The following is a 16,776-nucleotide window of genomic DNA, read 5'->3' on the forward strand; positions in this document are numbered from 1 at the left end:
TCCGAGGCAAATTTATGGATCTGTTTTATTTTGAAACGTTGTTCCTCATAGATACCAAATAGATAAATGGTCATGACTTCCTGATCGGTAAAATCAGGTCTACTATTATTGGTGAACCGCTGGCAGTGGTACTGCAGTTCAATTTCATACCTATCGCATACATATTGGTATAATTTTATTAATTTTAGTGCCTTAGCCTGATTAATCATGTGGTTTTACAGTGCGTCGAATACACTATAAATATACTGATTATCAGGCTATTATAAAAATAAAACAGGCTATTTTATGCCTATTTTTATAATTAAATCCGACCCTTAATTCGCATTAGTATCAAGTATTAAGTATTAAGTATTAAGACTTGGCGTCGGAAAATGACAGCCTGGAATGACTCATCTTTAGTTTTTTCGCAAACAGACTCAAGACTACCGACTCTGGGCTTAAGACTAAATCTTCTGCTTTATGCGTGGAGAATCAAGACTACAGACTTTGGACTTCCGACTAAATCTTCTGCTTTATGCCAGGAGACTCAAGACTACCGACTTTGGACTTCAGACTAAATCTTCTGCTTTATGCCATGAGACTCAAGACTACAGACTTTGGACTTCAGACTCTAGACTTCAGACTAAATAAAGACTATCCGAAAAACAAATAGCATATTCCAATTGCAGTACAAACACCTACTAAATCAGCCAGTAGCATAGAACCTATTGCATATCTGGTATTTTTAATTTGTACAGATCCGAAGTAAACTGCAACAACATAAAAGGTAGTATCAGAAGCGCCCTGAAATACACCAGACAGCCTGCTGGCAAAAGAATCGGCTCCGTAGGTTTCCATGGTACTCACCATCATTCCCCGGGCTGCACCACCGCTTAGCGGTCTTATTAATGCCGTAGGTAAGCCCTCCACAAATCTGGTATCGGTTCCTAAATAAACAAATACACTTTTAATGCCATTGATTACAACATCGAAGGTACCACTTGTTCGAAGCAAGCTAATGGCAACCAACATCCCCACCAGGTAAGGAATAATATTGATGGCCGTATTAAATCCATTCTTCGCCCCATCAATGAAGGCATCAAAAACATCAATTTTTTTATATAATGCACCCAATACAATTACAAGGAAGATAAATAAAATCAAGCCGTTGCTAAGGATTCCTGAAAAAGACTGAATGCCTGTAGCATCTAAAGATCTGATGTAAAGCACCAGGGTGGCGATGATTACCGAGAGCCCGAAAATCCATCCGATAACAACAGGTTGTAAGAGATTAATCTTTTGTTTAAAGGAAACAATGAGCATTGCCGCCATGGTTCCAACAAAGGTTACGATTAAACAAGGAATGAAAATATCAGTTGGGTTAGAGGCATTTTGAGAAGCACGTATGGCAATTACGCTTACAGGAATTAAGCTTAAACCGGCAGCATGTAAACACAAAAACATAATCTGAGCATTAGAAGCCGTATCCTTATTTGGATTTAGCTCTTGCAGGCTTTCCATTGCTTTTAACCCAAAAGGAGTTGCAGCGTTATCTAAGCCTAATAAATTAGCAGAAAAATTCATGATCATATGGCCCATTGATGGATGACCCTTAGGAATATCAGGGAAAAGTTTAGAAAAGAATGGACCAACAATTCTGGATAGTAAGCGAATACCTCCAGCTTTTTCAGCAATACTCATTAATCCCATAAACAAAGCCAAAATTCCAATCAGTTTTAGGCAAAGCTCTACAGAAACCCAACAAGTTTGGATAATCCCATCCAATTTCAAGGGATTTGCTGCATCATCGGCTTTACCGATAACCATCCAGCTAAATATATCGCTCTGCCCAAAGAAAAAGCATTTTATACTTGCCACTACTATGGCTACAATTATAAATGCCGACCAAATTCTGCTTAATGCCATTAGGTTTGTTTAGTTTGAAATTTTGACGGTGTAAATTACCCTTTTTACTCGAAAGTCCATAGCAGATAGCTTTAAAACTATTCACTATGGACTTTTTATAAATTTATCTGGAGTTTTAAGTCTAAAAATCAGACTAAAAGACTCAATACTTTGAACTGTAGACTAGAATTAAGGTTTATCGTCTGTTAACTCAAAACCCCAACTCTTACCCTTTTCAGTAGCGGGAACGCCCGATGTCATCCATGCAGGAGCTTTAGCCCCCTTTAAATAGTAATCGAAGAACTGTTGTTCCCGAATCTGGATATCTTTTCGGTTTTGGCGTTGAACCAGGTTATGGGCTTCACCATTATAGTTTAACATCCACACTGGTTTACCTAAGCGGCGTAAGCCCGTAAACATTTCAATTCCCTGGTACCATGGAACTGCTCCATCAGCATCGTTCGCCATCACAACTACAGGGGTATTTACTTTAGGGAACTTAAATAACGGAGAGTTTTCGATATATAATTCTGGTTTCTCCCAAAGGGTAGCTCCGATACGGCTTTGTGTTTTTTCATATTGAAACTGGCGGTTCATACCACTTTCCCAGCGAATACCACCATAAGCAGAAGTCATGTTAACTACAGGAGCACCTGCCCATGCAGCTGCATACATATTGTTCTCGGTAATGAGGTAAGCCACCTGGTAACCGCCCCAACTTTGTCCCTGGATACCAATTTTGCTGCCATCAACCCAGTTATTTTTCTTTAAGCTTTCTACACCAGAGTTAATGTATTCTACCGCAGACTGACCTGGATGTCCATTTTCATAACTAATATCCGGTGCAAAAACCAAATATCCATTACTCACAAAGAAGGAAATATTTAAGCGGGATGGAGTAGGGGCAGGCGCATGGTAAGTATAAAGGCCATCAGAAAGTTTTTCATAGAAATAAACAATCATGGGGTACTTTTTATTTGGGTCGAAGTTCTCTGGTTTATACAAGATACCTTCAGAAGAGTATCCTTTAGGTGTAGTCCATTTAACTAGCTCAGCCGTTCCCCAGTTGTAGTTTTGTTGCTGCGGGTTGGTATTGGTTAGTTTGGTTTCAGTTTTGAAATCAGTAGTAACATAAACATTTGGAGAGGCAACATAACTGGCTTTATCGTAAATATAAACATCGGCATCTTTCGCTTTTAGCAGATCTGAATATTTAACCTTAGCCATCACTACCAGGTCCGGCGCTTTAACACTACCCACATTCTTGCGGTAGAAGCCACTCTCTTTAGTGTCATTATTGAAACCATCCAACCAAACCAATTCATTTGCCTTAACAAACTTCGTATCCACGTTACGTTCTAAACGCGTTTCAGGAATTACCCTTTCATAGCGGAAGGTAATTTTGTTTTCTCTTCCGAAGCCATTGGTAATATTTTTAGCTGCCGATTTTCCATCTGGTGAAAATGACCAGATATCATATCTGTCGTAAATCAATACAGCTTTATCATCTTCTGTCCAGGTGGCTACTCCATATGGCGAAGCAAAGTCTGGAACATCATTGTCTTCCTCAACAAATTTAACTTTCGATCCTTCTTTTAAGTTGGTTACTTTACCTGTTGAAATAGCGTAGGTATACCAGTTAGCCGTTTTTCTGTCGAAATAAAGCACATAATTTCCAGCTGGAGAGGCAGATGCAAAACCGTTTAAGTTCTCAATAATTTTTTTACGTTGACCATTTTTAGTATCTACTAAGTAATAGTCTTTAGCAGTTGATCCACTCCATTGTGCTTCAACCCTACGGCCAAAATCTGTAGAAGCCAGTACAAAATTAGCATCGCCTTCAGCGATAATGCTTGCATCAGGTAATTTTACATCCGTTAAAGGAATTACTTTCGGATCGCTGCTGTAAACATCAATAACCGATAAATAGCTTTTTTTGCTATCACGTTCAACATTTCTCAGCTGCATGGGTTGTAAGTAATCATCTTTATAATTCCAGATATCCACTTTAGCCACTTCAAAATCCACGATCGTAGTGTCTTTTGCCTTTTTAACCGGTGCTATGCCAAAGAAAAGTTTCTTGCCATCTTTGCTAAAAGTAACCTTACCATCGCCACTTACCGACCATTTGGCAGGCAAACCAGGCATATCAAAATCAACAATAATTTGAGCTGTATCAATGGTAGGCGAGGTGTAATAAACATTCCAGTCTTTGATTTCTTGCTTTTCAGGGCTTTGTTCGCCAACAAACGCTAAGTGCTCATTTTCTTCGTCAAAAGTAAAGCCTTTAAAACTTCCTTTTCCTTTAATTAATGTTTTCAGGGTACCTTTTTCGGTATTCAATAAGAAAACTCCCTGGGCAGCAGTTTTATCTTTTTTAGAACCACTGCAGGCAAAAACCAATTGCTTTCCATCTTTACTAAAGGCATAATCGGTAACATATTTATAGGTCTTATCTACACCAGTAGTTAAATTTTTTACGATTAAATCAGTTCCTTCTTCGGTTTTTGCCTTTCCAGCCGGTTCATCAGCAAAATCTTCATTGCCGTCTTTCTTATCCACAGGCTTAGCTGCGTTTTTGGCCGTGTCTAATTTATCAAGTAAATAAGCCATTACACCGAAACCTTCTTCAGGAAATTTGTAAGATTTTACCCTGGCTACTTTGGTTACGGTAGCCGTTGTTAAGTTGGCTATGCCCAACGAGTCCTTAGGCATTTCATCTGCCTTTTTCTTTTTGATTTTTGCCTGACGGATGTCCTTGTTGAAAGGACGGATATTGAAAGCTGCAAATTTAGAGTCGTTACTAAACTGAGGGTTTATACCCCTTGGAACAGTTATTTTTGTATTGGTTTTTAAATTCGACAGGTATAATTGCGCATCACCTTCTTGCTGTAAAACGCCGTACATAGCCCACTGCCCGTTATTTGATAATTGTTTGGTTCCTACAGATTCCCAGGTATCATATACAGTATGATCCAAAGGTTTCTTTTGTGCGTAGGCAAAGCTAACGATGAAAAATAGAATGATAGTTAGTCTCTTTTGCATTTTCTATGGATGATTAATTTGTTGGTTGAGGTATTAATCTTCTAAAATTGGAAATTTTCGGCTTATTTGGAAACTTGTATGTCAAATATTACAATAGAAAGAGGCGTTAGGAACCAGCTAGAATAGTGAGGAACCTGGATCAATCAGGATAAGTGGCGTATAGCTTGATAAACCTGTATACCTATGCCTCAAGGGCTGTTAAGTAAATTCTCTTGAAAAGCTGGAATGGATTTATACTGAGGGGGGCTATTGTGAGCTTACAATTAATGGATGACCATTTATAGATCAACTCATAAATTCCTCTATAACTTAAAACGCCCCGACTGTTTTAAACAATCGGGGCGTTTTAATTATTTTTTCGCTTGCTGCTGTGCTTGTTGTTGTTGACGCATATAATCGTCTAATCGCTGCTGAAACTTAGATTTTTTCTTTTTCTCTTCTGGCTTAGCCTTATTTTCTTGAATCATGGCGTGGATTTTATTATCGTCTACCATTTTTCTAATAATAAACTGCTGACCAAAGGTCATTAAGTTAGCCAGGAAGTAGTAATAGTTTAATCCTGAAGGATAGCTATTTAATACCCCTAAGAAGATAATCGGCATAATATAACCGATATATTTCATTTGACCTGTAGCACCAGAAGTTTGGTTATTGAAGTAAGTCATGATTAACGTAGAAATCGTCATCAAAACACACATTAAACTCAAGTGATCGCCAATAAAAGGAAGTTTTACTCCGAATTTAATAAACTCATCATACGTAGATAAGTCTTTCATCCACAAGAAACTTTCTCCCCTTAATTCGAAAAGGTTAGGGAAGAAGAAGAAAAAGGCCATTACCAAAGGCAACTGAAGAACCATCGGTAAACATCCGCCCAATGGGTTAACCCCTGCTTTTTTGTACAGCTTTAAGTATTCCTGTTGCACCAATGTTGGGTTGTCTTCACCTACTTTTGCTTTAATTTCATCCATTTCAGGCTTTAAAACTCTCATTTTAGCCATTGATAGATAAGATTTATAAGTAAGCGGTGATAGGGCAACTTTCAATAAGATGGTTAATACTAAAATGATTAAACCAAAGTTCCAATTGAAATTGTTTAAGAAATTAAATACCGGCAATACGATAAAACGATTGATATATTTTAAAGGCCAGTAACCTAAATCTACCTGTTTCTCTAATTCGAAGCCCTGATCTTTTAATACAGAGAACTTGTTGGTTCCGAAATAAAATTCCATATCATAGCTTTGATTAGCAGTATGCGCATATGGCAATTGCATATTCGCATCATAAAATTTAACCTGACCTGGAGCCGTTGGAATTTTAACTTCTAAGCTTCCTTTTTCAAAACCTTGTTTAGCAATTAAAGAAGCCGAGAAAAAGTGTTGTTTGAAAGAGAACCATTGGATTTTACCTTTAGTTAAATCTTCCTTTTCATCTTTGGAAACGCTTAAATGATCTACATCGCCATCAACATATTTGTAATATGGTGCAGAATAACGGTGCTCACTTTCAAGAGATTTTTCTTGTTGCAGCAAAGTAGTTTGCCAGTTTAAACCAACGTTATTGCCTGCAATAACCTGTTGTAACCCAACTAAATTTACTTTAAAATCGACTTTGTTACTTAAACCTTTCAAATTGTACACATACTCAACATAGGCGTTTGGTCCGTAAGTGGCACGCATATTTACAGTATTACCCGTTTTAGTAGGGCTGAAGAATAAATCGTTGGTGTTAATTACTTTACCAGCCGCATTTAAGCTTAGGCCAAATTTATTTTGGCTGCCATCAAAAAGAATTAATGGTTTACCTGCAAAGGTTTTTTGACCTTTCACTTCAACAGATGAAATTTTACCACCTTTATTGCTGAAAGTAATTAATAAATTTTCGTTCTCTAAAACTGTTTTCGATTCTGTTCCGGTTAAAGCAGTTCCAAACGGACCTTTTAACGCAGCAGAATCTAACGCCGGACTGATGGTTGCAGCATTAGCTGTAGTCGTTTTTACTGCCGGTGCAACACCAGCTTTTTTAGCATTTTCTATACTATCTTTTTCTTGGGCCTTTTTCATTTCGGCCTCGCTTGGCTTAAAAAAGTAGAATGATCCTGCCAAAATGATCATAATCAGGAACAATCCTGTAAAGGTATTTCTATCCATTATAAGTATCTAAACTGCGTTTAATTTGTTTTCTTTTTTGCAAAGTCCATCGCAGCGGCCACAAATTTAACAAAAAGTGGGTGAGGATTTGCAACTGTTGATTTTAATTCTGGGTGAAACTGTCCGCCTACAAAGAATGGATGGTTTTTAAGCTCTACAATTTCTACTAGATTCGTTTGTGGGTTAATACCCGAAGCAATCATGCCAGCCTCTTCGTATTGTTTCAAATAATCGTTGTTAAACTCATAACGATGGCGGTGACGCTCATTGATATGTTGTTTTCCATAAATTGAAAACGCCTTGGTACCTTTTTTAATATCACAAGGATAAGACCCTAAACGCATTGTACCACCCATGTTTACAATGTTTTTCTGCTCTTCCATCATGTTGATCACAGGATTTGAAGTTTCAGGTTCAATTTCAGTAGTATGTGCATCTTTTAAGCCCAATACGTTTCTTCCGAATTCTACTACTGCGCATTGCATTCCTAAACAGATTCCAAAGAAAGGGATATTGTTTTCACGCACATATTTAATGGTGTCAATTTTTCCTTCAATGCCACGGCTTCCAAAGCCTGGAGCAACGAGCACACCGTGAAGATGACCTAACTTCTCTTTAACATTGTCAGGGAAAATACCTTCAGAATGGATGTATTCTACACGTACTTTACACTCATTTTTAGAACCTGCATGTACAAATGATTCAATAATTGATTTGTAAGCATCAGGAAGTTCTACATATTTACCTATCAAACCAATTTTTACTTCGGCAGTAGGGTTTTTCAAACGACCAAGGAAATCTTTCCAGCTTTCCATGTCCGGATCGTTTTTCGTTGGTAATTTTAATTTTGATAAAACGGTTTTATCTAATTGCTCTTTTAACATCAACAATGGAACATCATAAATAGTAGATGCATCCATTGATTCGATTACTGCATTGATGTTAACGTTACAGAATAATGCGATTTTTTTTCTGATATCCGGATTAATGTGGTGTTCGGTACGGCAAACCAAAATATCTGGCTGGATACCATATTCTAATAAAGCCTTAACAGAGTGTTGCGTTGGTTTGGTTTTTAACTCACCGGCAGCAGCTAAGAAAGGAATTAAAGTTAAGTGAATTACAATAGCATTGCTATTTCCTTCTTCCCATTTAAACTGACGTACAGCTTCAATAAATGGTAACGATTCGATATCTCCAACGGTACCGCCTAATTCAGTGATTACAATATCGTACTCACCACTTTCACCCAAAATGCGCATGTTGCGTTTAATTTCGTCGGTGATGTGTGGTACTACCTGTACAGTTTTTCCTAAATATTCGCCTTTACGCTCCTTGCTGATTACGTTCTGGTAAATACGACCAGTAGTGATATTATTAGCCTGAGAAGTGGGAACATTTAAGAAACGTTCGTAGTGGCCAAGATCTAAATCCGTTTCTGCACCATCTTCAGTAACAAAACATTCGCCATGTTCATAAGGATTTAAAGTTCCCGGATCGATATTAATATAAGGATCGAATTTCTGGATGGTTACACGGTAGCCCCGTGCTTGTAAAAGTTTAGCTAAAGAAGCGGAGATGATGCCCTTACCTAAAGAGGAAGTAACACCGCCCGTAACAAAAATATACTTAGTCATGGATTATTTTTTGTGCAACAAATGTATTTTGATGCTTTTTGTACGGGATACAAAGGTAAGAAAATTCCTCACTTTTTGAAGCGATAAAGTTGAGATATTTTAAATGTGATAATCCTGTGTTTTTCAGTTAAATACATCCAGTGCCCCAACTTGTACACTTTAATTGATTGGTAAAAAAGCCTATTTTCGGTTGAGAGTGAGCCGTTTTCAGTTGGCAGTGAGCCGTTTTCAGTTAGCAGTTAAACCCAACAATTCAACAATTAAGCAATTTAACATTTAACAATAAAGCTTATTTCGAGTTGGCAGTGAGCCGTTCTCAGTTAACAGTTAAACCCAACGATTAAGCAATTCAACAGTTAAACAATTAACCAACCTAACAACAAAGCCTATTGTCAGTTGGCAGTGAGCCGTTCTCAGTTAGCAGTTAAACCCAACAATTCAACAATTAAGCAATTCAACAGTTAAACAAATTGATCAATTAACAACAAAGCCTATTATCAGTTGGCAGTGAGCCGTTTTCAGTTAACAGTTAAACCCAACGATTAAGCAATTCAACAGTTAAACAATTAACCAACCTAACAACAAAGCCTCTTGTCAGTTGGCAGTGAGCCGTTTGCAGTCAGCAGTTAAGCCCAACAATTAAGCAATTAAACAATTCAACAGTTAAACAATTAACCAACCTAACAACAATTATAATAAACCTTCACCTTATGTTCTTTTTCGCTCCAGGCAATGTAGATGTTATTTTCTTTACCCAAGCGATATTTGAATCCATTCAAACCAGATTTCTTTAGTTCCTCGTATAATGCTTTGTCAGGGGTGTAGTTATCTGCTTTGTCATCAGGCATAACAGCAGGTTCCAGGAAGTTTTCCTCGCTAAAAAAGTCGTCAGCTATAGTTTTTAAGAAGATAATCTGGTCTTTTTCCTTGGTTAAATCAATATTTGGATCTGTACTGCCCAATAGCTCCGTTCCCTTAATCTTTGCGTTATATATTTCTTGACCAGAGCTATTTTTAATACTGAAATTCAGGATCATTTCTTCTGGCTTCCTGCCTGTCAATTCAATTTTAAAAGTGTCTAATGTTTTCAGACCAGAAAAAGATTTTACAATAGACTGATTTACGTTTTTGAATTCAATCGCGTTATCTTTTTCCTTATTTGAGGGGTTGCAGGCGAAAAGTATAGATACAATAAATAAGCTCAGTACAGATAAGTGTTTCATAGGCAATTGAAATGATGCCCAAAGTAATAAAATTTTATGCTAAAGATTTTATCTCCTTTCAATTTGTTTTGAACATCTTAATTTTTATATTTGCGTAATCAGTTACGTAATTAATGTTGTTATGGATTTTTTCAGAAAAACGGGTAAGGTTGCCATAGGAAGCAGGCTTCGGATGCTTACAGATAAAGTAACGGAAGATGGCGCTGAGATTTATAAGCTGTATGACATTGATATGCAACCTAAATGGTTTCCTGTTTTTTACTCACTATCACAGGGCGAGGATCAAACCATTACCGCTATAGCTAGGGCAATTGGTCATTCTCATCCTTCGGTAAGTAAAATTATTAGCGAAATGATAGACAAGGGTTATGTAGAAGAGAAAAAAGATCAGACCGATGGAAGAAGGACCCTGGTAACTTTATCTAAAAAGGGAAAAATAATTGCAGCAAAAATAGAAGACCAACTGATAGACGTAAATGCAGCTGTTGAAGAATTGTCGGCACAGGCCACCAATGATCTTTGGCAGGCCATAGAAGAGTGGGAGTTTTTGTTGGAACATAAAAGTTTATTAAAAAGAGTAATGGAAAAAAAGAAAGAAAGAAATAGCGAGTTGGTGAATATTGTCGAATTTGAACCTCAATATCAGGAAGTTTTTAAAGCCCTAAATGAAGAATGGATCTCCATCCATTTTGAAATGGAGGAATCGGATTATAAGGCATTAGATCATCCTCAGGAATATATCCTGGGTAGAGGAGGGTTTATTTTGGTTGCTTTATATGAGGGAGAACCGCTGGGGGTGTGTGCCATGATTAAAATGACCGATAGCGAATATGATTTTGAATTGGCTAAAATGGCTGTTTCACCAAAAGCGCAAGGCAAAAATATTGGCTTTTTACTGGCTTCTGCAGCGATTGAAAAGGTTAAAAGTATGGGGGCTAAGAAGATTTACCTGGAAAGTAATACCGTATTAAAACCTGCTATCAATTTATACCATAAACTGGGCTTTGAGAAAGTTGTTGGGAAGCCAACGCCCTACACCAGATGTAATATACAGATGGAATTAAAGCTAGCGTAAGGGGGGGATTTGCGAATTTTGATTTTAGATTTACGATTGCCTCGATGGTGCCAAAACTAGCATCGTTACTTCGGACTGGGTGCTGTAAGCTGAGGCAATCCCTATAATCAATTTAATTTTTTGAGATTTAAAATCGAAATAGCCCTTTCGGCTATTCTAATTTTAAAGCCTCCAGTAACTTATTTAGCTTAAGCAAATCTTCAGGAGTATCAATAGCAACAGTTTCCAATTCCGTAATCTTGGTCTGGATATAAAAGCCATTCTCAATCCAGCGCAATTGTTCTAAGCTTTCTGCAACTTCCAAAGCGGAGGGAGGTAATTTGGTAATGGCCTTTAACGATTCGGTTCTATATCCATAAATACCAATATGCTTATAGAATCGATGCTTTTCAGCCCAAACTCCAGGTTCTCCATTTCTTATAAAGGGAATGGGGCTCCGGCTAAAGTAAATTGCCCGGCCATTCACATCAATAACCACCTTAGGACTGTTGGGGTTGTAAACACTTTCCTGACTCTTGATTGGCTTAATTAAGGTGGCTAATTGTACCTTTTCTTCAGTAAAACAGCTTGCCAACAAATCAATCTGTGCCGGTTCAATAAAAGGTTCATCGCCTTGTATATTAATTACAATGTCAAACTCCGGAAGTTTTTCTGCAACCTCTGCACAACGATCGGTACCGCTCTGGTGATTTGAATCTGTAAATACGAAATCTCCCCCAAATCTTTTCACTTCATCGGCAATTCTTTCATCATCAGTAGCAATAACCACTTTGGAAAGACTTGTTGCTTTTTTGGCTTGCTCATAAACCCGCTGAATCATGCTTTTTCCGGCGATGTCAACCAGAGGTTTTCCCGGGAAGCGGGTAGAGGCGTAGCGAGCGGGTATTATTCCGATAATTTTTGGCATATTTTGAGGTTAGAAGTCATGCAAAATAATAATCGCGTTCAATTTCGCAAAATATTAGGGTAGGATGAGCAAAAAATACTCATCCTTAAAAAGTTAAAATAATCCGTTAATCTCTGCCTCAATGGCTTGGATTACGGTTCCCAGATCTTCAGGATTGTTGGTGAAATCCAGTTTGTCTTTGTCTAAAATCAATAATTTGCCTAGGTCATACCCTTTTATCCAGGCTTCATATTTTTCATTTAGTTTAGAAAGGTAGTCGATGCGGATACCTGCTTCGTACTCTCTTCCTCTGCGTTGAATGTTATTAACCAGGGTAGGGACCGAGGCCCTCAGGTATACCAGTAAATCTGGTGGTTTGATAAAAGAGGTGATGTTATCAAATATTGCCCTGTAATTGTCATGATCCCGGGTAGTCATCAGGGCCATATCGTGCAGGTTTTCTGCAAAAATATGTGCATCCTCATAAATGGTCCTGTCTTGAATAACATTACGGCTATTCTTTTCGATATCGTTGATCTGTTGGAAGCGGCTGTTTAAGAAGTAAATCTGTAAATTAAAGCTCCAACGCTTCATGTCGCTATAAAAATCCTCTAAATAAGGATTATTGTCTACTGCTTCATACAAAGCTTCCCAACCATAATTTTTAGCTAATAAACCGGTTAGGGTTGTTTTACCAGCACCAATATTTCCTACAATGGCTATGTGCATCTTTCTGGGATTAGTGTTTGAGATATATGATTTGAGGATTGAGATCTTATAAATGGATTCAAGCTGACGGTTAACGCTCTTTTGTAAATGATTAAACGCCTCAAATCTCCTATCTAATGTCTCAAATCTTCATTAAAAACTTTTAAATCCGATTAAACTTCGTACTTCTCTAATCGTTTTTTGTGCACTTTCACGCGCTTTTAGGGCACCATGCTTAGCCACTTGTCTTAAGTAGGTTTCATCTTTAGAAAGTTCCTCAATTCGCTCTCTGATTGGTGAATTGAAAACAATCATATCCTCTGCCAATTGCTTTTTCATATCACCATAACGGATTTGCATTTTGTTATATAACCCATCAAAATGTTCAATAGTATCTGGCGTAGAAACAATTTTCATTAAATCGAATAGATTTTGAATAGCTTCTGGCTTTGCTTGGTTTTCTTCGGTCGGACCGCTATCACTCACTGCTCTAGCAACCTTTTTACGTATTACTTCAGGACTATCAGACAGATAGATGCAGTTTCCATCACCATCAGATTTGCTCATTTTTCCTTTTCCTTCCAGGCCAGGTACCTTAACTAAATTTTCTGCATAGTTAAATGCAAAAGATTCTGGGAAGAAATCTGCATTGTACATTCTGTTAAAACGGTTTCCGAAATTACGGGTCATCTCCAAATGCTGTTCCTGATCCTTTCCTACAGGTACTTTGGTAGCACGGTGAATTAAAATATCTGCTGCCATCAGTGTTGGATAGGTAAGTAATCCGGCATTGACATTGTCAGGATTTGATCTGATTTTCTCTTTGAATGAAGCACTTCTTTCCAATTCACCCAAATATGCATTCATATTCAGGTATAAATAAAGTTCCGAAACCTCTGGAACATCAGATTGCACATATATAGTGGTTTCTTCTGGATCAATTCCACAAGCTAAATATTCTACCAAAACGTGGCGTACATAGCCATGCAAATCGCCAGGAGTGGGGTGAGTTGTTAACGAATGAAGATCGGCAATAAAAAAATAGCAGTTATAATCATACTGCATCTTTACAAAATTGGTCACCGCACCAAAATAATTTCCTAAATGTAGCTTTCCTGTCGGCCTTATGCCGCTCACCACTGTTTCTTTCATAATGGCACGAAATTAAAAATAAATTAGATTATACAGTTAATTTAATTGTGAGAATATCTGTAGTTTTTAAATGGCAGATTTCAGTTTCATACGGTTAACTGCGAACTGAAATCTGATAACTGAAAATATTTTCTATTTTTGGTTATCTATAATCTATGACTTTATTTTTTAAACGCATCCATCGGGCTTGGTTTTTGTTCTGGATCTTGTTTTTTTTCATGCTCTTCTATCCCGTTTACTACTTTACCTCAAGGAAGCAGCGTTATTATGGTATTTTAAATTACTTCAGGAAGCTCAATAGTTTTTTTCCAAGTTTGCTGTCGGGCGTTTTTTATAGCTATCATTTCGAGGAAAAACTAGACCGGAAGCAAACTTATATTTACTGTGCCAATCATTCGTCAAATTTGGATATTATGGTTTTTTGCATCATGGCCCATGGTAAGTATCATTTTATGGGGAAGGATGAATTATTAAGGAACCCTATTCTAAAGATATTTTTTAGTACGATTGATATTGCGGTAAACCGGGAAAGTAAAATTTCGGCCTTTAGGGCATTTAAAAAAGCTGGCGATAACCTGGAACTCGGAATGACTTTGGTTATTTTTCCAGAAGGAAAGATTGATGTCCATTATCCGCCAAAGCTTGGAGAGTTTAAAAATGGTCCATTTCGTTTGGCCATTGATAAAAATATTCCATTGGTTCCGGTAACAATCGCTAATATTTGGCAAATCAGCTGGGACGACGGCGGAAAGTATGGAAGTAAGCCAGGGATTTGCGATATTTACATCCACAAACCGATAGATACAACAGGTTTATCAGCAGATGATGCCGATGAACTAAAAGATAAAGTTTTTAAATTAATTGACAGTAAATTAGTATAAGTATGAATTTAGATGCACAAACCATTCACAAGATAGCCGATTTGGCCAGAATTCATATTGATGAGCAGGAGGTGGATACGTTGATTCCAGAAATGAATAAAATATTGTCATTTATGGAGAAGTTAAACGAATTGGATACCACATCGGTTAAGCCTTTGGTTTACATGAATGAATCTGTGAATATTTGGCGTGAAGACGTTGTTAAACAGGAGATTTCAACAGCTGATGGACTTAAAAACTCGGCAAAACACACCGATCAATTCTTTATGGTTCCTAAAATTATCGAAAAGTAATTCGGTAATTTTATACTATCACTGTAACATCCTTAACCTTGTGATTGTCTAAAAAAGAAAAAACATGCAGAAACCAATCATCACAATCAAAGAAATTGGTCGTAAATACGTTATCGGCACCGAGGTCATTCATGCGCTTAAATCCGTTTCTTTAGATATCCGTAAGGGGGAGTTCGTAGCTTTAATGGGGCCCTCAGGCTCGGGTAAATCTACATTGATGAATATTCTGGGATGTTTAGATACGCCAACAAGTGGTTCATATGTACTTAACGGTACTGATGTAAGCCACATGAGCCAGGATGCTTTAGCTGAAGTTCGTAATAAAGAGATTGGTTTTGTGTTTCAAACGTTTAACTTATTACCGCGTTCTACCTCTCTGGATAACGTGGCGCTACCACTAATTTATGCCGGATATAGCCGCAAAGTAAGAGAGCAGAAAGCAAAAGCTGCGCTGGAGAGCGTTAATTTGGGCAACCGGATGGACCATAAGCCCAATGAGCTTTCGGGTGGGCAGAGACAGCGTGTTGCTGTAGCCAGGGCATTAATTAATGATCCTTCCATTATCCTTGCGGATGAGCCAACCGGTAACCTTGATACCAAAACTTCTATTGAAATTATGGGGTTATTGGAAGAAATTCACAGCAGAGGAAATACCATCATCTTGGTTACTCACGAGGAAGACATTGCACAACATGCCCATCGGATTGTACGTATGCGTGATGGATTAATTGAAAATGATTATGCCAATACCGACGTAAAATCAGTCTCTCCAAGGCTTCAGGCTTTAAACGAAAGTGGAAGCGACTGGGAAAAAATAAATCAAAAATAGGTTTTAGGGTGTAGGATTACGGGTTTAAGACTTTGGTATACTATATTCGTGTTCTTACCTAAAAATAACTGATGAAAATCTATACTAAAACAGGAGATAAGGGGCAAACTTCTTTAATTGGAGGTACCCGAGTGCCCAAGTATCATTTGCGTATTGAGAGCTACGGGACGGTTGACGAGCTGAATTCTTACATTGGATTAATTATGTGTCAGGCAATTGATCCACACCATCAAAAAATGCTAAAAGAGATTCAGGACCGGCTGTTTACAGTTGGCGCTTCTCTTGCTGCTGATCCGGAAAAATCTAAAATGAAAATCCCTGACCTGCATGAGGAAGATGTTACGATTTTAGAAAACGAGATGGATGCCATGAATGAAGTATTGCCCGCATTAAAGCACTTTGTATTGCCTGGTGGAAATACTGTAGTATCTTACTGCCATATTGCCCGTTGTGTATGTAGAAGAGCTGAGCGATTGACCGTAGAATTAGCAGAAAATAGCTTTGTAGATGAGCGTGTAACAATATATTTAAACCGTTTAAGCGATTATTTGTTTGTTTTGGCACGAAAACTGACGCTTGATTCAGAGGTGGAAGAAAACATTTGGATTCCACGTGTGTAATAGTTGAAAAATAAGTTTGTTTTGCTCAGAAATTTTAATATACTTTGCGCAATATTAAGAAAGAGAATTTAATTGAATTGATAATATGTATTGGACATTAGAATTAGCATCGCACTTGGAAGACGCTCCATGGCCTGCAACTAAAGACGAATTAATCGATTATGGAATCCGCTCTGGTGCACCAGTTGAAGTTATTGAGAACTTACAGGCATTAGAAGATGATGGCGAACCTTATGAAACCATTGAGGAAATTTGGCCGGATTATCCAACTAAAGAAGATTTCTTCTTTAATGAGGATGAATATTAAGAGAACATAATTCAAAGAGAGCCTTCTGATAAAGTCAGAAGGCTTTTTTATTATCCCGTATTTTTCCTCTTTTTTATATTCGT

At 37.6% G+C, this 16,776-nt stretch carries 15 protein-coding genes; 6 read left to right on the forward strand and 9 right to left on the reverse strand.

Annotated features, from left to right (window positions below; all coding sequences use genetic code 11):
• From BMX11_RS24510 to BMX11_RS05185, 6 genes are all read right to left on the reverse strand, one after another.
• A partial coding sequence (locus BMX11_RS24510) for a hypothetical protein (protein WP_217643808.1) occupies positions 1–209 on the reverse strand: 209 nt, incomplete at its 3' end.
• Positions 210–633: 424 nt separating this feature from the next.
• Positions 634–1,905 (reverse strand): nucleoside recognition domain-containing protein, encoded by a 1,272-nt coding sequence (locus BMX11_RS05165; protein WP_090882150.1) that lies wholly within the window; start codon positions 1,903–1,905, stop codon positions 634–636.
• A 168-nt stretch (positions 1,906–2,073) separates the two neighbouring features.
• Positions 2,074–4,929 (reverse strand): S9 family peptidase, encoded by a 2,856-nt coding sequence (locus tag BMX11_RS05170; protein WP_090882152.1) that lies wholly within the window; start codon positions 4,927–4,929, stop codon positions 2,074–2,076.
• 350 nt (positions 4,930–5,279) lie between these two features.
• A complete protein-coding gene (gene yidC, locus BMX11_RS05175; protein WP_090882154.1) occupies positions 5,280–7,082 on the reverse strand; it encodes a membrane protein insertase YidC in 1,803 nt (600 codons plus the stop codon).
• A gap of 20 nt (positions 7,083–7,102) precedes the next feature.
• Positions 7,103–8,719, reverse strand: a complete 1,617-nt coding sequence (locus BMX11_RS05180) for a CTP synthase (protein WP_090882156.1) — start codon at positions 8,717–8,719, stop codon at positions 7,103–7,105.
• A 680-nt stretch (positions 8,720–9,399) separates the two neighbouring features.
• Complete coding sequence (locus BMX11_RS05185; protein ID WP_090882158.1) at positions 9,400–9,942, reverse strand: hypothetical protein; 543 nt, start codon at positions 9,940–9,942, stop codon at positions 9,400–9,402.
• Between the two features lie 121 nt (positions 9,943–10,063).
• Between BMX11_RS05185 and BMX11_RS05190 the strand changes: the two genes are divergently transcribed.
• Complete coding sequence (locus BMX11_RS05190; RefSeq protein WP_090882159.1) at positions 10,064–11,017, forward strand: bifunctional helix-turn-helix transcriptional regulator/GNAT family N-acetyltransferase; 954 nt, start codon at positions 10,064–10,066, stop codon at positions 11,015–11,017.
• Between the two features lie 151 nt (positions 11,018–11,168).
• Here the strand turns inward: BMX11_RS05190 and kdsB are convergent, their stop codons facing one another.
• The 3 genes from kdsB to trpS all read right to left on the reverse strand — a co-directional run bounded on the left by kdsB (position 11,169) and on the right by trpS (position 13,763).
• Positions 11,169–11,924 carry a 3-deoxy-manno-octulosonate cytidylyltransferase gene (kdsB, locus tag BMX11_RS05195; protein WP_090882161.1) on the reverse strand — a complete coding sequence of 252 codons (756 nt, stop codon included), beginning with the start codon at positions 11,922–11,924 and terminating at the stop codon, positions 11,169–11,171.
• Positions 11,925–12,017: 93 nt separating this feature from the next.
• The gene (locus BMX11_RS05200) at positions 12,018–12,632 is read right to left on the reverse strand and encodes a deoxynucleoside kinase (protein WP_090882163.1); all 615 of its coding nucleotides are present in this window, start codon (positions 12,630–12,632) and stop codon (positions 12,018–12,020) included.
• A 132-nt stretch (positions 12,633–12,764) separates the two neighbouring features.
• The gene (gene trpS, locus BMX11_RS05205; protein WP_090882165.1) at positions 12,765–13,763 is read right to left on the reverse strand and encodes a tryptophan--tRNA ligase; all 999 of its coding nucleotides are present in this window, start codon (positions 13,761–13,763) and stop codon (positions 12,765–12,767) included.
• A gap of 155 nt (positions 13,764–13,918) precedes the next feature.
• On the opposite strand from trpS, the gene BMX11_RS05210 reads away from it, so the two are divergent.
• From BMX11_RS05210 to BMX11_RS05230, 5 genes are all read left to right on the forward strand, one after another.
• The gene (locus BMX11_RS05210; protein ID WP_090882167.1) at positions 13,919–14,644 is read left to right on the forward strand and encodes a lysophospholipid acyltransferase family protein; all 726 of its coding nucleotides are present in this window, start codon (positions 13,919–13,921) and stop codon (positions 14,642–14,644) included.
• Between the two features lie 2 nt (positions 14,645–14,646).
• Positions 14,647–14,937 carry an Asp-tRNA(Asn)/Glu-tRNA(Gln) amidotransferase subunit GatC gene (gene gatC, locus BMX11_RS05215; protein WP_090882169.1) on the forward strand — a complete coding sequence of 97 codons (291 nt, stop codon included), beginning with the start codon at positions 14,647–14,649 and terminating at the stop codon, positions 14,935–14,937.
• 64 nt (positions 14,938–15,001) lie between these two features.
• Positions 15,002–15,766: an ABC transporter ATP-binding protein gene (locus BMX11_RS05220; protein ID WP_090882171.1), complete on the forward strand. Its 765-nt coding sequence runs from the start codon at positions 15,002–15,004 to the stop codon at positions 15,764–15,766.
• A gap of 71 nt (positions 15,767–15,837) precedes the next feature.
• Positions 15,838–16,386 (forward strand): cob(I)yrinic acid a,c-diamide adenosyltransferase, encoded by a 549-nt coding sequence (locus BMX11_RS05225; protein WP_090882173.1) that lies wholly within the window; start codon positions 15,838–15,840, stop codon positions 16,384–16,386.
• Between the two features lie 85 nt (positions 16,387–16,471).
• On the forward strand, positions 16,472–16,693 hold the full coding sequence (locus tag BMX11_RS05230) for a DUF2795 domain-containing protein (protein ID WP_010603503.1): 222 nt from the start codon (positions 16,472–16,474) through the stop codon (positions 16,691–16,693).
• Positions 16,694–16,776 lie beyond the last annotated feature (83 nt).

This window comes from Pedobacter rhizosphaerae (genome assembly GCF_900111155.1).
Taxonomy (GTDB): Bacteria; Bacteroidota; Bacteroidia; order Sphingobacteriales; family Sphingobacteriaceae; genus Pedobacter; species Pedobacter rhizosphaerae.